This is a genomic window from Vulgatibacter incomptus (assembly GCF_001263175.1).
Lineage (GTDB): Bacteria > Myxococcota > Myxococcia > Myxococcales > Vulgatibacteraceae > Vulgatibacter > Vulgatibacter incomptus.
In genome coordinates, this window is record NZ_CP012332.1 from 2,904,971 (window position 1) to 2,929,964 (window position 24,994).

The following is a 24,994-nucleotide window of genomic DNA, read 5'->3' on the forward strand; positions in this document are numbered from 1 at the left end:
CCCTCATCTCGATGCGATCGAAACTTCTTGCGGCACTCGCAGCCCTCTTCCTCCCCGCCGTCGCCTTCGGAGAAACGGAGACCGCGGCCATGCCGGTCGCGGCACGCGACGACCGCCTCATCCTCGACAGCCTCCGCCTCCGGATCTCCGGCGTGATCTTCGCCCACTGGAGCTACGACACCGCCCAGGCCAATCCCGAGGGCCCCGGCACGAACGGCGCCAACCGCTTCGACCTCACCCGCACCTACATCAACATCGAGCCTCAGGTGAGCCGCAACATCTCGCTCCGGATCACCCCGGACATCACCCGCGTGAGCGATCCGGACGGCAGCCTGAACGGCAGCCTCGCCCTCCGGCTCAAGTACGCCTACGCCCAGTTCGCCGACGTCCTCCCCGACGTCCGGGTGAAGGGCGGCCTCCAGCAGACGGCCTACATCGACTTCGAGGACTCCATCTGGAAGTACCGCGTCCTCGGCCCTGCGGCGCTGGAGCTCTTCACCGGCGTCTCCTCGGCGGATCTCGGCGTCGGCGCCTGGGGCAAGCACCTGGGCGGCCTCGTCGACTACCAGGTGCTCCTGAGCGGCGGCGACGGCTACACCAAGGGCCCGCAGACCGCGAGGAACGCGGCCAAGTACAAGGAGGGCGCCGCCCGCCTCACCATCGCGCCCTTCGCCACCTCTGGCGGCTACCTCCTCGAGGGGCTGCGCCTCACCGCCTTCGCCCAGTACGCGATCCGGCAGAAGGTCGCCGACAAGGACGTCGAGCGGATTCGCGTGATGGGCCTCGCGAGCTGGGAGACCCCCTACGGCACCCTGGCCGTGAGCGCCGGCCCGACCTGGGACGATGACGTCGGCGAGAACGCCCTCGGCGAGGCGACCGTCACCAACCGGAAGGGCGTCCTCGCCTCCACCTTCGGCTTCGTCAACCTGCCGGCGAACCTCCGCCTGGTCGGCCGCTACGACCACTTCACCCCGAACACCGACGAGGAGGCGAGGGCCGAAACCTCCGGGAACCGCACCCGCCTCATCGCCGGCCTCGCCTACCGCGTCACCGACCTGGTCCAGGTCATCGGCGACTACCAGCGCTTCGGCTTCGAGCACCCCGAGAAGACCGGCCCCAAGGACCCGAGCTCCGCGGTCTTCGTCCACCTCGACGCCCGCTACTAAGGCCGGAGCGGATGAAGAAATCGGCCCCGCCAAAGCGGGACCGACTTCTTCAGCCGCGCTCCGCGCGGAAACGCTCTTCTTTTCGTCTGCTCCGCCTTCGGCTCCGCCCGGCCCAGGGATTCGTTTCCAATCTGTCACACGTTTGTCACACGGCCCGCCTAGCGTGCGCGGCCCGAACTGGAGGTCCTATGACCCGCCGCATCCTCGCAGCACTCGCCACCGCAACCCTGCTCGCCTCCTGCACCAGCAAGGACAAGGCCGCCGGCACGCCCGCCGAGGGCTCGTCCGAGAAGCCCGCCGCCTCCGCCGCTCTCACGGTGAAGGGCTCCGACACCATGGTGCTCCTCGCCCAGCGCCTCGCCGAGAGCTTCATGGCGAAGAACGCGGGCAAGGTCGTCCAGGTGACCGGCGGCGGCAGCGGAACGGGCATCGCCGCCCTGATCAACGGCACCACCGCCATCGCCAACGCCTCCCGCCCCATCAACGAGAAGGAGAAGACGCAGGTCCTCGAGACCCGCGGCAAGGGCGCGGTCGAGACGAAGATCGCCCTCGACGGGATCGCGATCTACGTCCACGAGGCCAACCCCGTGAAGGAGCTCGACCTCGAGCAGCTCGCGAAGATCTACCTGGGCAAGGTGAAGAACTGGAAGGAGGTCGGCGGCGAGGACTCCGCCATCGTGCTCTACGGGCGCGAGAACAACTCCGGCACCTACGCCTACTTCAAGGAGCACGTGCTCCGTGACGAGGACTTCGCCGACGAGACCCAGACCCTCCCCGGCACGGCGGCCGTGGTCCACGCGGTGGCCAAGGATCCCAAGGCGATCGGCTACGGCGGCATCGCCTACGGCACCGGCGTCCGCGCGGTCCCCGTGAAGAAGGAGGCGTCGTCGGCCGCCGTCGAGCCGTCCATGGAGAACGTGACCAACGGCTCCTACCCGATCAGCCGCTTCCTCTACATGTACACGGTGGGCGAGCCGACGGGCGACGCCAAGGACTTCCTCGGCTTCGCGCTCTCCGAGGAGGGCCAGGGCCTCGCGACCAAGGCGGGCTACTACCCCCTGCCGAAGCCGTAGTTGACGAAAACAAGAGCGAGCGCGACAACCGCGCTCGCTCTTCGCTTTGTCGCCCTCCCCTCACCACGGGGCCAGTCGACACCAGCCCACCAAGGCCATTCGATGCCGAGCGCCGAAGAACCCGAGCTGATCCTCCCGCAGCCCAACGTCTCGTCCCGTGAACCGGGTGCGAGCGGCACGCCGCTCCCCGGCCTCGCACGACGGCGGGCAGTCGATCGGCTGGCATCCTGGGGCATCAAGGCCGTCGCGTTCTCGGCGATCGCGGCGGTCGCACTGATCTTCGTCTTCGTCGTTCGCGAGGCGATCCCGGTCTTCGACTCGGCCGAGGTGAGGGAGGAAGTGACGCCCGCCTCGATGGTGCTGCCCCAGACCTGGGGCAAGGCCGAGGCTCCCTCCTTCCGCTGGCAGCCGGCGTCGAAGGTCCCCAAGTACAGCCTCGCGCCGCTGGTGGTCGGAACCTTCAAGGTCACGATCGTCGCGCTCCTCTTCGCGGTCCCCCTCGCGATCCTCGCGGCGGTCTTCTCCGCGGAGTTCGCGCCGCGGCGCCTGCGCGAGGTGGTCAAGCCCGCCATCGAGCTCCTCGCCGGGATCCCCTCCGTAGTCCTCGGCTTCTTCGCCCTGATGGTCCTGGCCACCTTCTTCCAGCAGACCTTCGGCTTCCACTACCGCCTGAACGCCATCGTCGCCGGCGTCGGCCTGGGCCTCACCATCATCCCGGTCGTCTACACCGTGAGCGAGGACGCCCTCATCGCGGTGCCCCGCGTCTACCGGGAGGCCTCCCTCGCCCTCGGCGCCTCCCGCGCCCGCACCGCCTGGTCCGTGATCCTCCCGGCGGCGTCGCCCGGCATCTTCGCCGCGGTGGTCCTCGGCTTCGGCCGCGCCATGGGCGAGACGATGATCGTGCTCATGGCCTCGGGGAACGCGGCCATCCTCTCCGTCGACCCCTCCGACTCCGTGCGCACCATCCCCGCCACCATCGCGGCCGAGATGGGCGAGGTCGTCGTGGGCGGCGCCCACTGGTCCGTGCTCTTCCTCCTGGGAAGCTTCCTCTTCCTGGTGACCCTCACCTTCAACGGCCTCGGCGGCTGGTACGTCGCGCGCCTGCGCCGCAAGCTCGGCGGCCTCACCGCATGAGACACTTCGCCGCCCACCAGCGCGCCAACGCCGCCTTCGCCGGCCTGACCGGGGGCGCTGCCCTCTCCATCCTGCTCGTCCTCGCCGTGATCCTCGGCGACGTGGCGATCAACGGCCTTCCCCGCCTCTCCTGGGAGTTCATCTCCGCGAGCCCCCGCGACGGGATGATGGCCGGCGGGATCTTCCCCGCGATCTTCGGCACCGTGCTCCTCGTGCTGCTCATGATCGTCGCCGTGATCCCGGTCGGCGTCCTCACTGCGGTCTACCTCTTCGAGTACGCGCGGCAGGAGTCCTTCTTCGCCCGCGCCGTCCGGAGCGCCGTCTACAACCTCTCCGGCGTCCCCTCGATCGTCTTCGGCCTCTTCGGCGTGGGCTTCTTCATCCAGTTCCTCGGCGGCAACATCGACAGGCTCTTCCTCGACGGACGGATGATGTGGGGCCAGCCGGCGATCCTGTGGTCGGCGCTGACACTTGCGGTGCTGACCCTGCCGGTGGTGATCGTCTCCACCGAGGAGGCGCTCCGCACGGTTCCTCGCGAGCACCGGGAGGCGGCCCTCGCCCTCGGGAGCACGAAGTTCGAGGCGGTCTTCCGGATCGTCCTCCCGCAGGCCATGCCCGGCATCCTGACCGGCGCGATCCTCGCCGTGGCCCGCGGCGCGGGAGAGACCGCGCCCATCCTCTTCACCGGCGCCGCCTACTTCCTGCCCCACCTCCCCACCCACGCCCACGACCAGTTCATGCACCTGGGCTACCACGTCTACGTGCTCGCAACGCAGTCGCCCGACATCGAGGCGACCCGGCCGCTCCTCTACGGGACGGTCCTCGTCCTCCTGCTGGTTACGGTGGTCCTCAACCTCGTCGCCATCACCCTGCGGAACCGCCTCCGGGCGGGCCGCGCCTGAAAGGCCCCATGCACGAGCCCTCAGCGCCCAAACTCTCCTCCGACAACCTGGAGCTCTGGTACGGCGAGAAGCGCGCCCTCCACGGGATCACCATGGATCTGCCCGAGCGGCGGGTCACCGCGCTCATCGGTCCCTCCGGCTGCGGCAAGTCCACCTATCTGCGCTGCTTCAACCGGATGAACGACCTCATCCCCGGCGTGCGGATCACGGGGCGGGTCACGCTCGACAACGCCGACCTCTACGGCAAGGGCCTCGACCCGGTGGAGCTGCGCCGCCGGGTGGGGATGGTCTTCCAGAAGTCCAACCCCTTCCCCAAGACCATCTGGGAGAACGTGGCCTTCGGTCCGCGGATCCTGGGGCAGAAGAACAAGGCCCGCCTCGACGAGATCGTCGAGCGCTCCCTGCGGAACGCCGCCCTCTGGGACGACGTGAAGGACCGCCTCCAGACCTCCGCCCTCGGCCTCTCCGGCGGCCAGCAGCAGCGGCTCTGCATCGCCCGGGCCCTCGCCGTGGAGCCGGAGGTGCTCCTCATGGACGAGCCGGCCAGCGCCCTCGACCCCATCGCCACCGCCCGCATCGAGGAGCTGATCCACGAGCTCAAGGCGCGCTACACCATCGTGATCGTCACCCACAACATGCAGCAGGCCGCCCGGGTGAGCGACTACACTGCGTTCTTCTACATGGGCGAGCTGGTCGAGTTCGGCTCGACCGAGACCATCTTCACCAACCCCAAGGTCCGCCGGACCGAGGACTACATCACCGGTCGATTCGGATAGAGTGGAGCCATGTTCCATACGGACAAGATCTACGAAGCCGAGCTCACCGAGCTCCGGGAAAAGCTCCTCACCGTAGGGGGGATCGTCGAGCAGGCGATCGTGCGCTCGGTCCAGGCACTCGCGGAGCGGGACTCCGCCCTCGCACGGGCCGTCGTCGCCGACGACCGGCGGGTCAACCTCCTCGAGGTGGAGATCGACGAGCTCTGCCTACGGATGCTCGCGCTTCGGCAGCCTGCGGCCTCCGATCTGCGCTTCATCACCATTGCGCTCAAGATCGTCACCGACCTCGAGCGCATCGGCGACCTCGCCGTCAACGTCGCCGAGCGGGCCATCCAGCTCAACGAGCAGCCGCCGGTGCGGCCCTACGTCGACATCCCCCGCATGGCGGAGATCGCCGAGGACATGCTCAAGAAGGCCCTCGACGCCTTCGTCGCCAGCGACGCCGCCAAGGCCCGCGAGGTCCTCGAGCAGGACAACGAGGTCGACGAGCTCTACCACATGGTCTTCCGCGAGCTCGTGGAGATCATGACCGCCGAGCCCAGCGTGACCGCGCGGGGCATGGCGATCCTCTTCATCGCCAAGCATCTCGAGCGCATCGCCGACCACGCGACCAACGTGGCCGAGATGGTGATCTTCTACGTCGAAGGCCGCGACGTGCGGCACCCGAAGAGCCGCGTCCTGGCGTAGGTTTTCGCGCGTCGCTGGTCGTTTTCCAGCGACGCCCGTCAGGGCTCGAAGGCCGACGACTCCTTGCCGTCGACGTCGATCGAAGCGCGGCTCATCCGGGCCGCGTTCGTGGCGTAGCCCAGCCGCCCATGGCGGTCGACCGCGATGATCCCGCCCTCGCCGTTCACGCGACGAAGCTCGCGGAGCGCGTTTGCCGCCGCGACGTCCGCGGGCTCCCCTGCCGCTATGCGATCGCAGACGTGCTTCGACAGCACCACCCGGATAATCGCCTCTCCCTGCCCCGTCGCCGACACGGCGCCCGCCGCGTCGTCTGCGTAGAGGCCGCAGCCCGGCAACGGCGAATCGCCGACCCTCCCGGCGCGCTTCCCGCTCGTCCCCCCGGTCGAGGTCGCCGCCGCCACCCTCCCCGCAGCGTCGATCGCCACCGCCCCCACCGTCCCCGGCTTCGGCGCGATGAGCCTCGCGCGCTCCTGGCGCCACCGATCCAGGGCCCGCTGCGTGACCAGGAGCGAGGGCGGATGCGGCGCGACTCCCTGCTCCCGGGCGAACCGCTCGGCCCCATGCGCCGCGAGCAATACATGGGGTGAACGATCCATCACCAGCCGTGCCAGCCGGATCGGGTTCCTCACCGTGCGCACCGCTGCCACCGCCCCGGCGCGCAGCGAGGTGCCTTCCATGATCGCCGCGTCCAGCTCGACGTCGCCGTCCGCGTTCAGGCACGCGCCCGTCCCCGCGTTGAACAGCGGGTCGTCCTCCAGCGCCGCACACGCGGCCTCCACGGCGTCGAGGGCGCTGCCCCCTCCCGTTAGGATCGCGTGACCGATCCGCGCCGCCGCCAGGCAGCCCTCCGCACACGCGAGCGCGCGATCGTCGGAGGCGATCGGACCCGCCCCCCCGTGGACCAGAATCGAATGAGCCATGCCTCACGGTAGCACCGCGGCTCAACGCAACCGCAAGCCCGCCGAGCTTTTGACTCTGCGATCTATTGGATGTTACCTATCTCCATTGCTCCGGAGGGGATCCCCATGTCGCGGAAGCTCATCATTTCACTCGCGCTTTCCCTCGGGATCGTCGGCGGAAGCTGCCTCGCCGACATCGAATCCGACTGCGCGACCGACGCCGACTGCCCTGCAGGCCATCGCTGCGAGACCCACGGCGTGAAGATCTGCGTCGCCGACGACGGCGGTGCGGGCAGCGGGGGAACCGGGGGCAGCGGGAGCGACACGGGCAGCGGTGGCTCTGGCGGGAGCGTCGGCGGCACCGGCGGCTCCAGCGGAAGCGGGCACGAGACCGTCGATACCGTCCTCCCCGTCGAGGTCTTCGCCAGCGACGAGTTCGCCGCCTACCTCGGGGCCCACGCACGCGCGATCACCGAGCTGCGCTTCCGTACCCGCTTCGCCGGTATGGAGCCCGAGATCGTCCGCACGCCGGTCGACGCCGACTCGTTCGCGCTTGCAGCGGAATCCGGACGCTCCATCGCCTTCGAGCTGCCTATCACCCTGCCCAGGACCGAGGGCGCGACCTTCGACCTAGACGTCCAGGCCACCGCCCTCACCCTGGCCGGCGCCCCAGCGCACTTCGCCGCCGCCACCGCCGAGGTCGACGCGACCGCCCCCGACTCCCTCGCCGCCGTCCGCTTCGTGCTCTCCCTCTCCCCCGACTTCGACTACGACGGCGACGGCTATTCCGACGTCGTCGACTGCGATCCCGACGACCCGACCATCCACCCCGGCGCCGACGACCCCTGCGACGGCGTCGACCGAAGCTGCAACCCGGGCGTCTGCTACCTCCCCCTCCCCGCCGGCAAGACCGGCGTCCGCGATATCACCTGCGACGCGACCACGTGTCTTGTGGCCGTTGGGGGCAAGGATGGCGGGAAGGGAGCGATCCTGCGGTTCGACGCGACGCTGGCGGCGCCGGAGCCGCGGTCGGCGTTCGAGACGGACGATCCGCGGGGTCTCGCAATTCTGTCGTCAAACTCGACAACGCTATTTTACGAGGCATCAACAAGGACGATCTCGAGCGTTGGCGCAGACGACAGCGCGGGGAGGCAGTTTCTTGTCGGAGCGGGCCTTCGAGGCGTAATTTCGACTTCGCCGTTCGAGACAATGGCTTTTGCCTCGTTCGCGAGTGCACCGAGGTTACTGTCATTTGCGCCCACCGCACTCGCGGGTGCTCCCGGCGATCTCGAATGCGACGCGGGAGCGGAAGCGTGCACATTCATTCGGCTTGAGAATCTCTCAGATGGCGAATCAACGCTCGGGAACACCGCAACACCGAGTCGGATCGTCACTCGTCACACTGACTCGAATACCGACGGGATTGTTTACATCACTTTCCGCGAAGACAATCGTCTGGGTATAGCTACAGTCGACGCCGGGACCCGCCAGCTTGTTCCTGGCGCTTCGGGCCTACTCCATGCTCTCGCCACTGAACGACCGCGAGCACTTCACCTGAGCTCGAACGCAAAGGTTCTCTACGTCGCCGGTGGAATCGAATCGAACGGTGAGGCAGCCGCCATTTCTACCGGTCGGCTTCCTTCTAGCCACACCTCCACACCCTTCGATCTGCCTGCCGGCACCTGCCCGAGCGCCCTGAAGGTAATTGGATCCAAGCTCTTCGTCGCCGACGACTGCCAGGGCCGTGTCTGGGAGCTCGCGCTAGGCGCCGACGGACTTCCCGCAGCCGGCTTCGCGCCCGTCGAGCACGCGCTCCCGGGCTGCACCAAGCCGTCGATGCTCGCCAGCGTCCCGGCATCGGGCCAAGCCTCCGCAGCCCTCCTCGTCGGTTGCGCCGACGCGGACCGCATCGTCGTTCTCGGCCGCGACTAGCGCCGGCCCATTCGAACGAAACCGCGGAGTTGGCGAAAGCCCCGCCGGCTCCAGCGCGAGTGCGTGCGGAACGCCCGAGCCACATTCGAGCGCCATCTGCCCCGCTGAGAACGGATTGCCGACACGCACTCCAGCGTGACGACGGTCGATGTCAGACCGTCGTGAGACCATCGGAGGCATGGAATCCTCCGGTACGAACGAGCCTCTGGCCTCGGGCCCATCCACCTTCGTTCCGTTCGACTTCTCCGCGCTGGAGCGCGTCGGCGAGGAGATCGCCGAGGTCGCGGCCCGAATCGACGCGGCAAACTGGCGCCTCCTGACGCTCGTCCGGGAATTCGACGAGAGGAAGGGATGGGGCAACCAAGGAGCGCTCACCTGCGCCCACTGGCTCTCGTGGCGCATCGGCCTCGACCGCGGCGCCGCTCGTGAGAAGGTCCGCGTCGCCCGTGCCCTCGGACGGCTTCCCCTCGTAGACGACGCCATGCGACGCGGCCTCCTCAGCTACTCCAAGGCTCGCGCCATCACCCGCGTCGCCACGCCGGAGAACGAGGACGCCCTGATCGCCCTCGCCCGCACCGCGACCGGTAGCCAGATGGAGCGGATCACCCGCAGCTACCGCACCGTCCTGGAGCGAGGCGAAGACGGCCGCATTCCCGAGGTCGACACCGAACGCTGGGTCCGCGCCCGACACATCGAGTCAGGGATGATGCGCATCGAAGCCCAGCTCCCGGCAGACGAGGCCGAAGTCGTCCTGAAGGCTCTCGACGCCATCCGGTACGCCGGCAACGACGCCCTCCGCGCCCAGTCCCAAGCGGCACCAACCGACGCAGCGAACGAAGACGTAGCCGCCGAGGGCGAGGTCTCTACGGAGGCAGGCGTTTCCGCGGAGGCAGGCGTTTCCGCTGAAGCAGGCGTTTCCGCGGAGGCACGCGTTTCTGCGGAGGCAGGCGTTTCCGCGGAGGCGGGCGTTTCCGCGGAGGCAGGCGTTTCCGCTGAAGCAGGCGTTCCCGCAAGCGGAGGCGTCACCGCGACACCTGTGGACGTGCCATCCCGGCCCCGAAGGCGAACCTGGGCACAACAGTCGTTCGATCGCGCGGACGCCCTCCTCGCGCTTTCGGAGAGCGTTCTGCAAGCTCCCCAAGCGATCCGCTCAACGGGCGCGCCACGCTTCGAGGTCGTCGTCCATGTGGACGCGGATTCCCTGGCGGGGAGGAGCGAGGCGCTGGCGCACCTGGAGGACGGAACGTATCTCCCGATCGAGACGGCGGAGCGGCTGAGCTGCGATTCGCCGATTGTCGTGATGACCGTGGATTCGGAGGGGAATCCGCTCGACGTCGGTCGCCGAACCCGGGCGATCCCTCCGGCGCTGCGCCGGGCTATGCAGAAGCGGGACGGCGGCTGCCGCTTCCCGGGATGCACGCACACGCATTTCGTCGACGGCCATCACGTCGAGCATTGGGCGAAGGGCGGCGAGACGAAGCTCGACAACCTGGTGCTCCTCTGCCGGCAACACCACCGCCTCGTCCACGAGGAGGGCTTCCGGGTCGAGATGGAGGGCAAGGCCCCGGCCTTCTTCGACCCGCGCGGCCACCGCCTCGACGGCAGCCCCTACGTCCCGCGCATCGACGACCCCACCGGCCTGGACCGATACGCAGGATTCCTTTCGTGGCTCGACGCGCAGGAGGGGACGTCCGACCTCGTGGTTCCACCCGGGCCCGACTGCTATCCGTGGGATCTCCCGCTCTGTGTCGACGTCCTCGTCCAGCGATACGCCGGAGCCCTTCCTCCCCTCGACTATGACCACGCGCGAAACAAGCGCGCACCGTTGTCCGCCTCCACCCTGCTCACCTGAACCCAGGCCGGCGTCCCCGGCTTCGGGCTGCCGGCGTGCGGTAAACCTGTAAGCCTCTCATCCGCGGGTGCTTTCGCCACTGCCGTCCTGCGACGGCCGGGAACTGGCCGCTTCTACGCAAGGCTTTCGTGCGGGTGCAGACCCGCGCCTTTTTCCGCGAGGCTCTCGCGGGGCCCGAGGAAGGGTCGAACTCGCGGCTCGTCCGCGCGGGCTCTCGAGGTTCCGCCGCCGTCAAATCGAGGCCGAACCCGCACAAGTGCCGAAAAAAGGTGGCAGGAACGATGGACGACCATGACGATCGACGTCAGCGCTTGAGGGTCTCCTCGAAACGCGGCTCGATCGTCCGCCTCACGATGCGCCACCGGCCGGCTTCCTTCTTGAATCGATCATGATAGGTGCCGACCACGTGGACCTCTCGCCCCGTCTCCTTGAACCGGAGGAGCTCGCTCATCGTCGATCGCGCCACCGCGTTGGTCTCGTCCTCGAGCTCGATCGCTGTCGCCGTGACGTGGAACAACCGGACGTCGAGCTTGGGCATGTTGCCCTCGAGGAAGCCGAAGACGGCCTCCCGCCCGTCGAGGACCCAGGGATTCGGGGGCTGGCGCTCCCAGACGACGTCTTCACTGAAGAACGCGCGCAGCGTGTCCCACTCCTGATGGTTGATTGCGTCGCTGACCTTCTCGACGAGCTCGCGAATGGCGAGGCGCTCCAGCAGGTTGCGATCCGCCGACTCCTCATTCACCGCTATCGCTCCTTCAGGGGGTGGTCGGCCCACACCGACGCAAGAAATCGCAAGTGATACCAGTGGCGCGATCGAGATCGCCCGCCAAACTCCTGAGCTCGTCCCGGTGCCGCCCTTGGCGTTTCGGTGCCTTTTCATGTCCCAGGTTCTAGCGGGCTATCATTCGTCCGAGAACGACGGGAACGCGCATTCGAGCATGAAGAGAACCGAAAGAATCTCAACCGGTGCCCTCGCCTACCTTCCGATCTTCGTCGCCGTCGCCGAGCAACGGAGCTTCTCGGCAGCGTCGCGGATCTTGTCCATGTCGCCGTCTGCGGTGAGTCAGTCGATCGCGCGCCTCGAGCGAGAGCTCGGACTGTCCCTCTTCGTTCGAACGACGCGTAGCGCCCGGCTCACTGACGCGGGTGCACGGCTGCTCGCGGAGGCCGGTCCCCCTCTCGCGCTCGCGACCGCCGCGCTCACTGCGGTCAAGGCGGCACGCGACGAGCCGACTGGCGTGCTCCGGTTGAACATTCCGCGCGTCGCATGTCACGTCGCGCTGCCCGAGGCGCTCGCCGAGTTTGGGCGGCGCCATCCCGCCGTGCGGACGGAAGTGGTGGTGGACAACAACCCGATCGACATCGTGCGGGCCGGCTTCGACGCCGGCGTTCGCACGAGGGATTCGGTGCACCAGGACATGGTTCGCGTCCGCCTGAGCCCACCCTTGCGGCTGGTCGTCGTCGGCTCGCCGCGCTACTTCGCGCACCGCGGCCGGCCCTCGCATCCCCAAGAGCTCGTCGACCACGACTGCCTCGGATGGCGTTCGTTCTCCGGCAGCGGCCAGAGTCGCTGGACCTTCGTCGAGGACGGGCAGGAGCTCGAGGTCGGTGTGAGCGGACCGGTCTTGGCGAACGACGCGGCGCTCCTGATCTCGTGCGCGGAGAAGGACCTCGGCCTGGCCCTTGTCGCAGAGCCCGAGGCACGGCGCGAGGTCGCTCAGGGGAGCCTCGAGACCGTGCTCGACGATTACTCGATCGAGCTTCCTGGCCTCTTCCTCTACTTTCCTCGGAACGCGCGCGACATGCCGAAGCTTCGCGCGTTCGTCGACTGCGCCACCGCTCTGCTCGGGCCAGCGTCTCCACCGGGGTCGTAGGGCCGAACATCGCCTCCGGTGGCGGTGTCGCGCACTACCACTGGAATCCCTACCCGTCCCGCTCGAAACGCGGCGAGCCTGTAGTCCTCCGTCCGGGCGAGCTCGCTGCCGTCTCGGCGTGACGCTCGAGGATCGGGACGAGCCGCCGAAGGGTCTCGGCGAGCGCGTCCATGCGGCGGCTCCCGAGCTCCTCCCGTAGCTCGGATTCCACGCGGACGAGCACCTCCAGGCCGGCCAGCAGCTCCTTCCGCCCCGCTCGGGTGAATCGCACCCGCTTGGCCCTTCTGTCGCTCGGATCGGGGATCCGCTCGAGGAGGCCCTGCTCCTCGAGGTCGTCGACGAGCTCCCCCACGGCCTGCTTGCTCGTCCCGACGCGCGCAGCCAGCTCGGTGAGCTTGGTGCCGTCCAGGTCGAGGTGGGGGAGCAGCTGGGTATGAGCCATCCGAATCGACGGTCTCGTCGCCTGGACCCGCAGAATGGCCTGCTCGTTCCAGAGCCGCGCCGCCCGGAACAGGAGCTGGCCGACGCTCTGCTCCTTGGCCCGCTCCAGCTCGAGCGCGAAACCATCTCCCTTTCGATCGGTCGCCATGGCTGGAGACTAGCGGACCTCGGACGATTCGTCAGGTGCCTTGACGATTCTAGTCAGGCGACCTTACGATTCACCAGACCCGCTTCAGGAGCCGCGCATGGATTCGATCCTCCGCCGCATCGATGAAGGCCTCTGGACCGTCGACCTTCCGTTCTCGTTGATGGGGCTCTCGCTCGGCGCGCGCTCCACGCTGGCCCGCTTGCGCTCCGGCGGATTGTTCCTCTGTTCCCCGGGGCCGTTCGAGGTCGCTCACGTGGAAGCCATCCGATCGCTCGGGGAGGTCGAGGCGATCGTGGCTCCGAACTCCTTCCATCACCTCTACCTGCGACGAGCGGCGGAGCACTTTCCGCGAGCGCGCGTCTTCCTCGCCCCGGGCCTGCGGGAGAAGGTGCAGAACCTGCCCGCCGGAGAGGAGCTCCGCGACGAAGCGCCGGAGCCGTGGACCGGCGCGATCGAACAGCTCGTCGTCGCCGGGAGCAAGGCGAACGAGGTCGTCTTCTTCCACGCCGCGACCCGCACCCTCGTCCTCACGGACCTCGCGTTCAACGTTCGCCGAGGCGGGGCCTGGACGCGTCTCGGCATGAAGCTCAACGGCGGCTTCGGGCGGTTCGGCCCGACCCGCGTTCTGCGCTCGACGATCCACGATCGGGCCGCCTTCGCCGCGTCGATGGAGCGGATCGCTTCGTGGGACTTCGATCGGGTGATCGTGACCCACGGCGACGTGGTGGAGACCGGCGGCCGAGAGCTCTTCCGGCAGGCGTTCGAGCTGTAGCGCATCCACCGACGATCCGGTCGATGCTCGTCTACCGCCCGGTCCACCAGGTCATGGCCTCGTGCGCGATGGATGCGGGAACGGAGTGGCCGCCGTCGAACTCGACGAAGCGCACGTCGTAGCCCTGGCCCCGAAGACGCGGGACGATGGTGCGGCTGCACGGATCGATCGGGAGCACGCCGTCGCCGACGCCGTGGGAGACGAAGATCCGCGACTTGCCGACCTGCTGTGGGGGCGCGGAGAAGCCTGGCGAGAAGGCGATGATCGAGCCGAAGAGATCGCCGTTGGCCTGGCCGAGCGAGAGCGCGTAGGAGCCCCCGTCGGAGAAGCCGGCTAGGGCGACTCGAGACGGATCGATCGAGTAGCGCTCGAAGGTCTTGCGGAGGGCCTCGTCGATGAATCGAACGTCGGGACCGAACCCGCCGCGCAAGACGTCCCAGGTGGCGCCGCGGGCGTCGGGGGCGAGGACGATCGCGCCCGCTCGCTCGGCCTCGCGCTGCACGGCGCCGAGGATGCTCGCGCCGTCGGCACCTGCGCCGTGGAGGAGCACGATCAGCGGCGCGGGACGGTCCGCGCGGTAGTCCTTCGGGATGAAGATCCGCCCGTCTCGCTTGCCGTCCAATTCGAGGGGCGAGACACCGGGCTTCGGGGCGATCGCGGCGGCTTCCCGCACGGTGGGACGCGCAGAGAGCCTTCCGCTGGTGCTTTCGATCGCAGGAGCGGAGGCCGCCTCCGCCTCGCCGCGAGCGCCGTGAGACTGAGCCGTGGCGGAACCGGCCGCACAGCCGGCGGCCGCGATGAGGACGAAGGGCAGCTTTCGCACGAACGGAGGAACGCCTCGCGTCCGAGGGACATGCCCCGACCGAACCTGCCCCGCCCCGAGGGAGGACGCAGACGCGGCGTGGGCGGGGAAGGCACGGAGGCCCGCCCGCCCACCGAATGGAGGTTCGACTACTTCTTCAGCGGCACGAGCGATCCACCGGGACGCACGCGCTCAGCGGGCTTGGGTGCCCCCTCGAACGTGTGCCGCTTCGTGGCGTGGGCGCCGAAGTCCTCTCCGGACATGGATGCGGTCACTTCGAGTGCGGCGCTCGGGTCGTCCACGCGGACCGCGAGGTAGCGCACGACGTCCGTCAGCTTTCCGGCGTCGATCGTCTCGGAGACGGCGCCCTCGATGAGCTCGATTCCCGGCGGGACTTTCACCTGGAGCTCCAGCGGGGCCTGAGCCGACCCCGAGAAGGCGATGTGGATGGACAGCTTCGCCACCTCTCCCGCCTTGACCTCGTCGGGGCCTTCGATGCGCAGGACGAACGGGGCGCGAATCCTCGGATCGACGGCCGCGTGCTTCGCGTCCGCGGGGTTCTCCTCCGAATGCGCGGTCGCGGCGGGAGCGGCCGCCGGCGTGGCCTTGGCGCAGCCCGCCAGGAGGGCTGCCTGGAGGAGAATCGGAAAAAGGCTAGAGATCCTCATGTTCGTTCTCCTCGTGTCAGGGGCAGATGGGGGATGCGGCGGGATACGGATAGGGCGTGACCGCCGAGGTGACCGTGCTCCCCGCGACGCCCCTGCAGCGGAGCGCGTCGAGGAAGTCGGCGACCATCGGTGCGGACCGCCCAGTGTCGATCGGATTCCTGGGCCGGCACTGCGAGTCGATATCGAAGACGCGCGTGGTGTACCCGCGGCCGAACGGCCTCCGGGTCATGCGCGGGCTCGCCAGCGCGCGGTGGAGCTCGTTCGACGGGACGCCGGACGCCCGGGAGATCGACCAGAGCGCCTTGGTGACCCAGGTCTCGTTGTGCTGCTGGAGGAGGCCGCCCGAGGCGGTCGGCGCGGCGAAGACCCCCGAGCCCCACGACGAGGAGCCTGCTGCGTGGTTCATCCACCAGAACGTGCCGTTCTGCTTGTCGTAGTAGATGGGGTCGTTGCGCAAGTCGCTGGAGTGGAACGACGCCCACCCCTCCGACCACGCGAGGCCGGGCATCGAAGGCACCCCCAGGCAGTGCGTTCCGCCCTCCGACGGAGTGACGCCGAAGGACTCCATCGCCCAGTGCCCGAGCTCGTGGAACGTCACCGAGTCGGACCAGTACTCCTCGTCCCACGGATCGCCCGGCATGAAGATCTGCGTAGCGAATCGGTCGCCCGCCCACTGGAACGGGCTGGCCAGGAAGCAGGCGCCGCACGTCCAGCTCGTCCCGGGAGCGAACCACGCGATGACGGAGTCTCCGTCCTTGCCGTGGACCGACCTCGAGAAATCCCAGGCGTAGCGCATCGAATCGAAGGTCCGCAGGGCTCCGCTGCCGTTGCCGGCATGGATGAGCCAGTCCCCGCCGTTCTGGAATGGACCGACCAGACCCCAGCGCCAGAGCGAGACGTCGTATACGTCCACGTAACCGACGTCGGACAGTTCGGGGAGATCGCCAGGCCAGGCCACCGCGTAGGCCGCCCCGGTCACCTGATCCGTGCGGTACGTGAAGAAGAGGATCGAGTCGTTGCTCGTAGCGGCGGTCGGGGCCAGGATCGAGAAGGCTCCATTCGCATCCAGGTAGGAGGCGTCCATCATGTCGTTGCCGCGATAGGAGACGGCCAGGAGGCCGGGCGCCGGCACCTCCTGGATGGGTCCCCAGTCGGTCTTGCTCGCGTTGGGGAATCGCGTCTCGTAGGACAGCGTGCCGGTGATCCGGGTCGTGGCGACGTTGGGCGCGCAGAAGGCGCCGAGAGCCGAGTTGCGGCAAGGTGTGCCGCAGTCGCCCGAGGACCAGCGCGCGTCGTCGCCGCAAACGCGATAGCCGGTCGACGACGTGCACTGGGCGACGCCCGGAATGCACGCGTCGCTCTTGAGGACACACGCCGCCCTGCCGTTCTCGACCTTGCAGCTCTCCCAGTCGTTGCACGGGATGTCCAGGACGAGCGGCTCGCCCTGTCCGGTCGGGACCACGCACATCCGCACGAGAGCTTGATTCGCGCACATCCCCTCGAACGGCACGCCGCCGCAGGGGTCGACGAACCCGCCGGTGCCACCGGTGCCACCAGTGCCGCCAGTACCGCCAGTACCGCCAGTACCGCCGGTGCCGCCGGTGCCGCCCGTGCCGCCGGTGCCGGTGCCACCCGTGCCACCTGTGCTGCCGGTGCCGCCAGTACCACCCGTGCCGTCGGTTCCACCTGTGCCACCGGTGCCGTCGGAGCCGCCAGTTCCACCGGTGCCGTCGTCACCGCCGGTGCCACCCGTGCCTGGATCTCCACCGGTGCCACCGGTTCCTGAAAGCCCGCCCGTACCTCCCGTGCCGCTCGATCCACCCGAGCCGCCGTTCCCGATGAGGTCGTCGGAGGCGCCGCAGAGCGTCCTCGCCGCTCCCGCGTAGCACCAGGCGTGTGCGTCCGCCTTCCTCGCGCAGGTCTCGGCGTCGCACGCCGCCTGGTTGCTCCCGTTACACGGGGCGCACGCAGCGACATAGTCCACGAAGGCGTCTTCGCAGACCTGATACTTGGCGGCCTTGAGGCAGTTGTCGCATGCCTCCGACGAAGGCTCCGCCTTACAGGCGAGCGCATCTCCGCCCGGTGAGCCATTTCCCCCACAACCCGTGGCGAGAAAGACGCACACGAGAGACGACCAGAACCATCTGAGCCCCGACGCCATCAACCCCTCCAATTTCGTTGGCGGGGCACCCTATACCAGGTTCGCCAAACCTGTCACCTTCCGTACGTTCCGACGCTACACACGAAACATGACCGGTGTGCAAAATGGATACACCGGAGCCAGCCGAGCGCTACAGCGCCGCCGCCAGGCGATCGCGGGCGGCGATCGCGACGAGGCGCCGCACGTGATCCCGGACGTCCGCGGGCCAGGGTCCGACGAGCTGGTCGAACCGGCCGAAGTCGTGGGCGAAGAGAGCGCGGGAGGCCTCCTCGAAGCCTGGGTAGTCGCCAGCCATCGCGGACATGAACCGGTAGGCGGCCTCCTGCGATCGACGAGCGGCCTCGACGCCGCCTCCGCCCCGCCTCGCGGCCTCCACCAGCTTGCGCAAGGTGACGGAGGCGCCACCGGGCTGCTGGGCGAGCCAGTCCCAGTGCCTGGGCAGGAGGGTCACTTCCTTGGAGACGACGCCAAGCTTGGGCCGGCCCGGCCCCTGGCGCTTCGGCGGTTCCGTGTCCGCGCCCATATCGTCCCTGGCCGGCGCCAGCCTTGCGAGGACGTCCTGGAGGCTCCCGCGAAGGTCGAGGTCGACCGCGCGTCCCGTCTCGTCCGAGTAGACCGCGAGCGGCTCGCTCTCCCGCTCGTCGCGCCATCGCTTGGCAGCCGTCGCCACCTCCTCGAGGCCGCCGTGGGCGATGAGCTTCTCTCCTGAGAAGAACGCGTATTTCACGATGGGTTCGTGCGTCATGGCCCTTCAGTCGTCCGAGCCGGAAGCCGCTCCGAGCCCCGGGGAGAATTTTACCAGGCTAATATTGCACGAATATTACCCGGATGCAACCCGCCCCAGCCTCTGCAGTCGCGCCCCATGAGGACTCGCCTCCGCCGATACGCGCCGTGTTACGTGACGATCCTCGACTCGAGAGGGATCCGATGACCCGCCCCAGCCTCACGCTCAACGACGGACGCACCATGCCCCGGGTCGGCTTCGGCACGTGGAGGATCTCGAACGACCAGGCGGCCTCAATCGTCCGAACCGCGATCTCCGCGGGCTATCGCTCGATCGACACCGCGGCGGTCTACGCCAACGAGGAGGGCGTGGGCGAGGCCGTCGCGACCTGCGGCCTCCCACGGGACGAGCTCTTCGTCACCACCAAGGTGTGGAACGACCGGCAGGGCTACGACACGACGCTGCGGGCCTTCGACGAGAGCCTCGCCAGGCTGAAGCTCGAGGCGGTCGACCTCTATCTGATCCACTGGCCGGCGCCTGCGACGAACCGCTACGTGGAGACGTGGAAGGCGCTGATCCAGCTCAGGCAGGAGGGCCGGGCCCGCTCGATCGGCGTCTCGAATTTCAACCGGCCGCACCTCGAGCGGATCCTCGACGCGACCGGGGTCGTCCCGGCGGTGAACCAGATCGAGCTCCACCCCTTCCTCCAGCAGCGCGAGCTCCGGGCCTTCCACGCCGACAAGGGCATCGCCACGGAGTCCTGGAGCCCCCTCGCCCGAGCGCACCGCCTCGACAATCCCGTCCTCGTTGACCTCGCGAAGAAGCACGGCAAGACGCCTGCCCAGGTGGTCCTCCGCTGGCACCTGGACTCGGGCCTCGTCGCAATCCCCAAGTCGGCCCACGAGACCCGCATCCGCGAGAACCTCGACCTCTTCGACTTCCGCCTGGACGACGAGGACATGGCCCGGATGGAGACGCTGGACGAAGGCGGTCGCACGGGCATGGACCCGAACGCCTTCGACTGATCGCGCGGCTCGAATGAGCACGCGGCTCCACTGATCGCCCAGCTCGGCTGAACGCCCGGCTCGCCCGGCTGCTGGGCAGGGCCAAACGCCCCTATCGCCCGCCCCCCCGAACGACGTCCGCACGTCGTCACGGGACCCCTGCGCTCCGGCGACGCCCGATCGACTCCTGCCTCACAAACGTCACAAAGCGAACCCGGTTCCGACACCTCCCGCTCCTACGGTGCGCTCGCTCGCGATGCCGCGGGCCAGGAGGAACGAAACTTGGAATCGAGAAAGCCTTATCTGCGTGCGTCCGTCCCGCTGCTCGTCGCAGGCCTTGCGCTGCTCGTGGGCGCGAGGGCGCAGGCGGTCGAGTGCGCGTCGCTGCCCAACCCGGTGTACCTCGCCGGCTCGAGCGCCGTGAAGCCCGTGCTCAAGAAGGTGAGCCAGACCCTTTCGTCCCGCAACCCGTCCATCACGCTGGTCTACCAGTCCCTCGGTTCCTGCGCCGGCGTCGACGCGATCGTGAGCGGCACCAAGGTGACGGCCACGGCCAAGTACTGGGACGCCGCCGGCGCCGAGGTGGCCTGTGACCTCCCGGCCGAGGGCGCCAACATCGACATCGGCATCTCCGACGTCTACGCCCAGACCTGCAACTACGTCCTGGACACCAAGCAGCGCGACTTCCTCGGGCCCGTTCAGGTGATGACCTTCGTCGCCCCGGTCGCCTCGAGCGAGAGCTCCATCAGCGCCGCTGCCGCGTACGTGGCCCTGGGCTTCGGCGGCAAGAACCACGTGGTGGCCCCCTGGGACAACCCGGAGTTCTTCTTCATCCGCCCGGACTCCTCCGGCACCAAGAACATGATCGCCGAGGCCATCGGCCTCCCGGCCTCCAAGTGGCAGGGCAACGTGCAGTCCGGCAGCGGTGACGTGAACACCGCCGTGTCCAACTCGGTGCAGCCGAACAAGACCATCGGCATCCTCGCCGCCGACTTCGCCGACGCCAACCGCGACAAGCTGAAGATCCTCGCCTTCCAGGCCGACGGCGCCCAGCGCTGCGGCTACTACCCGGACTCGACCCCCAACCACTTCGACAAGATCAACGTCCGCGACGGCCGCTACGCCATCTGGGGCTCGGTCCACTTCCTGGCGAACACCGGGAGCGACGGTCACGCGGTGCCGGCCTCCGGCAACCCCGCCGGTGACGCCGTCCACACTGCAATTCGCTTCTTCAGCCACGAGGGTCTCTCGGTGGCGGAGAGCAAGGCGATGATCAAGGCCGAGGCCGACGCCTACACGGTGCCCCTCTGCGCGATGCGCGTGAAGCGGGAGAAGGAAGTGGGCGCGATGTCCCGCTTCGTTCCCGACGAGCCCTGCGGCTGCTACTTCGAGAGCCTCAAGGGCGCCACCACCTCCGAGTGCTCGGCTTGCGAGAGCGACGCCGACTGCTCCGGCTCCACCCCCACCTGCCGATACGGCTTCTGCGAGTCGCGATGAAGAACGCTCACCTGATGATGCTCCTGGTCGCCGCCCTCGGGCTCGGCGCCGTCGCCTGCGGCACCGACGATGCGAACCCCATTCTCCCGGGCACCGGCGGGACCGGCGGTGGAAACACCGGCGGAACCGGCGGAACCGGCGGCAAGGACGAGGGAACCGGTGGAACCGGTGGAACCGACGAGCCGTGTGTGAACGAGCAGACCACCTGTGACCAGTGCGTGAGCTGGGAGCAGAACCCCTACCTCGCCTGCTCGGAGTTCACCGCCGGCTGCGTCCCGTTCGACAACGCGGGCCGGGTGCCGGGCTACCCGAACTTCCCTCGGGTCCCCTGACGAACCGCCTCATTTCCCTGGGCAGACCAGGGCCGGCGCAAGGCGGGTAACCGCCTTGCGCTGGAGCGCCGAGGGCGCTCCCGGAAGACCTCGCCTGCCCAAAGGAGACGCACGAAGTGTCCCTCCCGCTCAAGAAGTGTCCCCTCCTCCTCCTCGCGGTGTTCGCCGCGTCTCCCGCAGCGGCGGAGCCTGCTTCTGCTTCCAACCTTCGCGTCGGCGGCTATCTCCAGTCCCAGTACGAGCACCACCAGGACTCGGAGGACCAGCTCGGCCAGGACGGCAAGCCCCTCAACTCCGACCGCTTCCTCGTTCGCCGGGCGCGTCTGCAGCTCGCGGGCGAATGGGACTGGGCCGGCGCAATCGTCGAGCTCGACGGGAACACGGCCTCCGGTGGCTTCCGCGCCGACCTCCACCGCGCCGAGGCCACGCTTCGCTACGTCCCCGAGGGCAGCAAAGCTCCCCTCCTCGACGCATCCATCGGCGCGATCACGATTCCCTTCGGCTTCGAGCTGGTCGAGTCCGACCGCATGCGCCCGTTCATGGAGCGCTCCCTCGTCGTCCGCTCGTTCTTCCCCGGCAGCGTCGACCTCGGCGCACGGGTCGGCGGCAAGCTCGACTGGTTCGACTGGAGCGTCGCGGTCATGAACGGCCAGCCCAAGGCGGGCTCCGTCGACTTCAGCGGCAGCGCCCCCGCCGCGGCGAAGGACCTCCTCATCCGCGTGGGCATGGACTCCGGCCCCGAGACGCCCTTCCGGATCTCGGGCCACGTCTCGACCCTCGCAGGAAAGGGCTTCCACGCCGGCTCCCCCGCCACCAAGGCGCGCGTGGAGTGGCGAGACCTCAATGAGGACGGCATCGCCCAGCCCTACGAATACACCGCCATCCCCGGCCGCGCCGCGACGCCCTCCGAGACCTACGGGCGCTGGGCCGTCGGCGCCGACGTGCAGCTCGCCTACCGCACCGACCTCGGCAACACCCGCGTCCTCGGCGAGGCGATCCTCGGGCAGAACCTCGACCGGCTGCTCTTCGCCAACGACCCCGTGGTCACCGGCCTCGACGCCCGCGGGTTCGGCTACTACCTCGCCGTCATCCAGGACCTCGGCCGCTACGCCCTCGCCGGGCTCCGCTACGACTCCTACGACCCCGACGCGAACGTCTTCGACAACCGCAAGGGCAAGCTCGAGCCGGCGTCGATGCGCATCGACTCCATCGCGCCGATGGTCGGCCTCGTCCTCCCGGATGTCGCGAGCCTGACCTTCGAATACGACTTCGTTCGCAACAAGCTCGCGCGCGACGAGAGCGGGATGCCGACCAACCGCCCCAGCGACGCGTGGACCCTCCGTCTCCAGGTGCAGCTATGATCCGCCGAGCCTCCTTGGCTGTATTTCTCCTCGCGTTCGTCGGCTGCGGCGAGTTCGACGGGAGCGGTGCGGGCGAGCCGATCCGGGTCGCAGGCGCCCAGTTCGTGAAGGGCGAGCTCCCCGGCCTCCCCGCCGGCGAGGACGCCCCCGGCCTCCCTGAGGTCACCTCCTTCGACCTCGTCAATCCCACCGTGCTTCCGGGCCAGGCTCGGAAGGGCATGCAGGGGCGCGTCACGGCGACCGCCTCGGCCGTCGCCGTCCGCATGGAGGGCATGGGGAGCGGCTACTGGCTGGTCCCGGCGGGCGCACCGGATCCGCAGTACCCGGGCGAGCTCGGCTGGTCGATGAGCGCCGATTTCGCTCTCGAGATCCCCGCAGGCGCACACGTCCTGCAGGCGGTGGCCATCGACGAGCAGGGCCGGGCCGGAGCGCGGCACGAGCAAAACATCTGCGTCGCCTCGCGGATCCCGGACAACCTCCACGCCTGCAACCCCGACCGGGCACCGCCCGACGCCGTCGTCGTCCTGCGCTGGAACGTGGACGCGGATCTCGACCTCGAGGTCCTCACGCCCACCGGACGCCTGGTGACTCCGAAGTCGCCCCTGGTCGAGCCCGTTCCTCCGGGCGAGCGCCCTTCGGATACCGCCGCCGCCATCGACCGCGACTCCCTCTCGAGCTGCATGCCCGACGGCATCCGCCAGGAGAACCTCATCTTCTGGAAGAGGCCGCAGCACGGAACCCGCTTCCGGTTCTTCGCCAACCTCTTCGACTCCTGCGGCCAGTCCGGCGTCGCCTTCAACCTCACCGTCTACGAGGCCGTCGGCGAAGGCGGCGAGCGCCACCTCGAACCCACCTTCACACAGAGCGGCACCCTGCGCTCCTTCGACGAGACCGGCGTCGCCGGCAAGGGCCGCCTCCTCGTCGACTATCCCTTCTGAAAGGAGAACCTCCGATGCTCGTGGAAAATCTGCTCAAGCTTGCGCTTCTCGGCAGCACCTGGGTCATGTATCTGCTCCTGATTCTCTCCGTGTTCTCCATCGGCGCCATCGCGGAGCGCTGGTGGTTCTTCCGCCGCGGCAGCCGCGGAGTGGACGAGCTCCGCGACCGGCTCGCACAGCTCGTCGCCCGTCGGGACGTGGCCGGCGCCCGCGCGCTCCTCTCCTCGAGCCCCTCCACCGAGGCCCGCGTGCTCGCGCCGGCCCTCGACATGCTCGCCGGCGGTCCCGGCGCCCTGGCCGACGCCATCGACAGCGAGCTCGGCCGCAGGCGCAAGGAGCTCGAGCGCGGCATGAACTTCCTCGGAACGGTGGGCAGCAACGCCCCCTTCATCGGCCTCTTCGGCACGGTGATCGGCGTGATCGAGGCCTTCGCCCACCTGGGCGCGGGCCAGAACGACGCTGCGATGGCGAACGTGATGGCGGGCATCGCCGAGGCCCTCGTGGCCACGGGCGTCGGCCTCTTCGTCGCCATCCCGGCGGTGGTCGGCTTCAACTGGTTCCAGAAGAAGATCTCGAGTGTGGAGGACAACCTCGGCTCCATCTCGAAGCAGCTCTCCGCCGTCCTCCAGACCCACCCCGCGCGCATGTCGGACGAGCCGCGGAGCCCGTCTGTCGCCGCCGCCTGATCGGAGGGTTCCATGGGTGCATCTGTCGGATCGTCCCGCGGCAAGCGCGGGGGAATCGTGGGAATCAACATCACGCCGATGGTCGACGTGGTGCTGGTGCTCCTCGTCATCATGATGGTCTCGTCGACGTACATCGTGTCGCAGTCGCTCAAGGTCGAGCTGCCGAAGAGCGCGAGCTCCGACGCCGCCGTGTCGGCGCCGACGATGGTGACCGTCACGAAGGACGGTGCCTACCTCTTCAACCAGGAGCCCGCCGAGTCCGACGAGGCGCTCTCGTCGCTCTTCCGCAGGGCATTCGCCGAAAATCCAGACACGAACCTCGTGGTCACCGCGGACACCGCGGCCCTGCACGGCAAGGTGATCCACGCGATCGACCTCGCCCGCCAGGCTGGGATCACCAAGTTCGCCATCAGCGTGTCGCGAGACTAGAATGACCTCCCGCTCGGTTCGCGTAGGCGTCTTCGGCGCCAGCCTCGCGGTCCACGCCCTTCTCGGCTTCGCGGCGCTCGTCGTCCCCGACAGGAAGAAGGATCCGCCGCCGATCCCGATGGTACTGGCGGACGTCGTGGCGCCCGAGGCCCCGCCTCCACCTCCTCCTCCGCCGCCCCCGCCGACCCCGGAGCCCCCGGCTCCGAAGGCGGCGCCGGCCCCAGCACCGAAACCTGCGCCGGCGCCCAAGGCGCCTCCCGCTGCGCCCCCTCCGCCGGCAGCCGAGGCTCCCGCGGCGGCGCCCGCCTTCGCCGACCTCGGCCTCACCATGGGCAACGGCTCCGGCCCCGGCGGCGTCGCGGTCCCGACCGGCGGCGGCGGTCCCCAGAGGCCTCGCCAGGAGGCTCCGACCCGCAAGGTCGCCGCCCTCTCGCCTCCGAAGGACGCGTGCACCGAGACACCCACGAAGCCGAAGCCGAAGAAGACGGTGCAGCCCGTCTACACGGCGGAGGCCGAGCGGGCCGAGATCGAGGGCGCCGTCCGCATCGAGGTCGTCGTGGACGAGGTGGGCCAGGTCGTCGAAGCCCACGTCCGTCAGGGCCTCGGCTTCGGCCTCGACGAGTCGGCCCTCGCCGCCGCGCGCCAGTTCGTCTTCCAGCCCTCCACCGCGTGTGGCCGCGCAGTCTCCGGCCGCGTGACCTTCAACCTCCGCTTCGCCCCGGCGGGCAGCTAAGGG

The 24,994-nt window shown here is 69.0% G+C and carries 25 protein-coding genes; 18 read left to right on the forward strand and 7 right to left on the reverse strand.

The genetic code is table 11. The features are described from left to right. Positions 1-11: 11 nt before the first annotated feature. From AKJ08_RS12070 to phoU, 6 genes are all read left to right on the forward strand, one after another. Complete coding sequence (locus AKJ08_RS12070; RefSeq protein WP_050726296.1) at positions 12-1,166, forward strand: hypothetical protein; 1,155 nt, start codon at positions 12-14, stop codon at positions 1,164-1,166. Positions 1,167-1,354: 188 nt separating this feature from the next. Beyond that, on the forward strand, positions 1,355-2,239 hold the full coding sequence (locus AKJ08_RS12075) for a phosphate ABC transporter substrate-binding protein (RefSeq protein ID WP_050726297.1): 885 nt from the start codon (positions 1,355-1,357) through the stop codon (positions 2,237-2,239). 102 nt (positions 2,240-2,341) lie between these two features. Beyond that, complete coding sequence (gene pstC / locus AKJ08_RS12080) at positions 2,342-3,373, forward strand: phosphate ABC transporter permease subunit PstC (RefSeq protein WP_082343111.1); 1,032 nt, start codon at positions 2,342-2,344, stop codon at positions 3,371-3,373. Then, entirely contained in the window at positions 3,370-4,275 is a 906-nt protein-coding gene (gene pstA / locus AKJ08_RS12085; RefSeq protein WP_050726298.1) for a phosphate ABC transporter permease PstA, read from the forward strand. Before pstC ends, pstA begins: the two co-directional genes overlap by 4 nt. Positions 4,276-4,283: 8 nt before the next feature. Further along, on the forward strand, positions 4,284-5,051 hold the full coding sequence (gene pstB, locus AKJ08_RS12090; protein WP_050726299.1) for a phosphate ABC transporter ATP-binding protein PstB: 768 nt from the start codon (positions 4,284-4,286) through the stop codon (positions 5,049-5,051). Positions 5,052-5,060: 9 nt separating this feature from the next. After that, positions 5,061-5,738: a phosphate signaling complex protein PhoU gene (phoU, locus tag AKJ08_RS12095; RefSeq protein ID WP_050726300.1), complete on the forward strand. Its 678-nt coding sequence runs from the start codon at positions 5,061-5,063 to the stop codon at positions 5,736-5,738. Between the two features lie 38 nt (positions 5,739-5,776). Here the strand turns inward: phoU and AKJ08_RS12100 are convergent, their stop codons facing one another. After that, the gene (locus AKJ08_RS12100) at positions 5,777-6,658 is read right to left on the reverse strand and encodes an isoaspartyl peptidase/L-asparaginase family protein (protein WP_050726301.1); all 882 of its coding nucleotides are present in this window, start codon (positions 6,656-6,658) and stop codon (positions 5,777-5,779) included. Between the two features lie 483 nt (positions 6,659-7,141). Between AKJ08_RS12100 and AKJ08_RS12105 the strand changes: the two genes are divergently transcribed. Together AKJ08_RS12105 and AKJ08_RS12110 are read left to right on the forward strand one after the other, a co-directional pair. After that, positions 7,142-8,569 (forward strand): putative metal-binding motif-containing protein, encoded by a 1,428-nt coding sequence (locus AKJ08_RS12105; RefSeq protein WP_205624721.1) that lies wholly within the window; start codon positions 7,142-7,144, stop codon positions 8,567-8,569. A 178-nt stretch (positions 8,570-8,747) separates the two neighbouring features. Beyond that, on the forward strand, positions 8,748-10,421 hold the full coding sequence (locus tag AKJ08_RS12110) for an HNH endonuclease signature motif containing protein (RefSeq protein WP_050726303.1): 1,674 nt from the start codon (positions 8,748-8,750) through the stop codon (positions 10,419-10,421). Between the two features lie 304 nt (positions 10,422-10,725). Here the strand turns inward: AKJ08_RS12110 and AKJ08_RS12115 are convergent, their stop codons facing one another. Then, a complete protein-coding gene (locus AKJ08_RS12115; protein WP_050726304.1) occupies positions 10,726-11,163 on the reverse strand; it encodes a nuclear transport factor 2 family protein in 438 nt (145 codons plus the stop codon). Positions 11,164-11,359: 196 nt separating this feature from the next. Between AKJ08_RS12115 and AKJ08_RS12120 the strand changes: the two genes are divergently transcribed. Next, the gene (locus tag AKJ08_RS12120) at positions 11,360-12,295 is read left to right on the forward strand and encodes a LysR family transcriptional regulator (protein ID WP_050726305.1); all 936 of its coding nucleotides are present in this window, start codon (positions 11,360-11,362) and stop codon (positions 12,293-12,295) included. A 49-nt stretch (positions 12,296-12,344) separates the two neighbouring features. Here the strand turns inward: AKJ08_RS12120 and AKJ08_RS12125 are convergent, their stop codons facing one another. Further along, a complete protein-coding gene (locus AKJ08_RS12125) occupies positions 12,345-12,884 on the reverse strand; it encodes a MarR family winged helix-turn-helix transcriptional regulator (protein ID WP_082343115.1) in 540 nt (179 codons plus the stop codon). Between the two features lie 97 nt (positions 12,885-12,981). Here AKJ08_RS12125 and AKJ08_RS12130 point away from each other — a divergent pair, with 97 nt between their 5' ends. Then, the gene (locus tag AKJ08_RS12130; protein WP_082343117.1) at positions 12,982-13,656 is read left to right on the forward strand and encodes a DUF4336 domain-containing protein; all 675 of its coding nucleotides are present in this window, start codon (positions 12,982-12,984) and stop codon (positions 13,654-13,656) included. 31 nt (positions 13,657-13,687) lie between these two features. Here AKJ08_RS12130 and AKJ08_RS12135 read toward each other — a convergent pair whose 3' ends face one another. The 4 genes from AKJ08_RS12135 to AKJ08_RS12150 all read right to left on the reverse strand — a co-directional run bounded on the left by AKJ08_RS12135 (position 13,688) and on the right by AKJ08_RS12150 (position 18,014). After that, positions 13,688-14,479, reverse strand: a complete 792-nt coding sequence (locus AKJ08_RS12135; protein WP_205624722.1) for an alpha/beta hydrolase — start codon at positions 14,477-14,479, stop codon at positions 13,688-13,690. 128 nt (positions 14,480-14,607) lie between these two features. Then, positions 14,608-15,126, reverse strand: a complete 519-nt coding sequence (locus tag AKJ08_RS12140; RefSeq protein ID WP_050726306.1) for a hypothetical protein — start codon at positions 15,124-15,126, stop codon at positions 14,608-14,610. A gap of 16 nt (positions 15,127-15,142) precedes the next feature. Then, entirely contained in the window at positions 15,143-17,287 is a 2,145-nt protein-coding gene (locus tag AKJ08_RS20155; RefSeq protein WP_050726307.1) for a hypothetical protein, read from the reverse strand. Positions 17,288-17,417: 130 nt separating this feature from the next. Continuing rightward, complete coding sequence (locus AKJ08_RS12150; RefSeq protein WP_240475318.1) at positions 17,418-18,014, reverse strand: DUF2239 family protein; 597 nt, start codon at positions 18,012-18,014, stop codon at positions 17,418-17,420. Between the two features lie 200 nt (positions 18,015-18,214). Here AKJ08_RS12150 and AKJ08_RS12155 point away from each other — a divergent pair, with 200 nt between their 5' ends. From AKJ08_RS12155 to AKJ08_RS12190, 8 genes are all read left to right on the forward strand, one after another. Then, complete coding sequence (locus tag AKJ08_RS12155) at positions 18,215-19,036, forward strand: aldo/keto reductase (protein WP_050726309.1); 822 nt, start codon at positions 18,215-18,217, stop codon at positions 19,034-19,036. 261 nt (positions 19,037-19,297) lie between these two features. Further along, positions 19,298-20,512, forward strand: coding sequence for a substrate-binding domain-containing protein (locus AKJ08_RS12160; protein WP_050726310.1), 1,215 nt, complete (start codon positions 19,298-19,300; stop codon positions 20,510-20,512). Further along, entirely contained in the window at positions 20,509-20,844 is a 336-nt protein-coding gene (locus AKJ08_RS12165) for a hypothetical protein (RefSeq protein ID WP_050726311.1), read from the forward strand. Before AKJ08_RS12160 ends, AKJ08_RS12165 begins: the two co-directional genes overlap by 4 nt. A 116-nt stretch (positions 20,845-20,960) precedes the next feature. Continuing rightward, a complete protein-coding gene (locus tag AKJ08_RS12170; RefSeq protein WP_050726312.1) occupies positions 20,961-22,205 on the forward strand; it encodes a hypothetical protein in 1,245 nt (414 codons plus the stop codon). 14 nt (positions 22,206-22,219) lie between these two features. Further along, positions 22,220-23,143, forward strand: a complete 924-nt coding sequence (locus tag AKJ08_RS12175; RefSeq protein ID WP_050726313.1) for a hypothetical protein — start codon at positions 22,220-22,222, stop codon at positions 23,141-23,143. 14 nt (positions 23,144-23,157) lie between these two features. After that, entirely contained in the window at positions 23,158-23,829 is a 672-nt protein-coding gene (locus AKJ08_RS12180) for a MotA/TolQ/ExbB proton channel family protein (RefSeq protein ID WP_050726314.1), read from the forward strand. Positions 23,830-23,841: 12 nt separating this feature from the next. Continuing rightward, complete coding sequence (locus tag AKJ08_RS12185) at positions 23,842-24,258, forward strand: ExbD/TolR family protein (RefSeq protein WP_050726315.1); 417 nt, start codon at positions 23,842-23,844, stop codon at positions 24,256-24,258. A gap of 1 nt (position 24,259) precedes the next feature. Beyond that, positions 24,260-24,991: a TonB family protein gene (locus AKJ08_RS12190; RefSeq protein WP_050726316.1), complete on the forward strand. Its 732-nt coding sequence runs from the start codon at positions 24,260-24,262 to the stop codon at positions 24,989-24,991. Positions 24,992-24,994 lie beyond the last annotated feature (3 nt).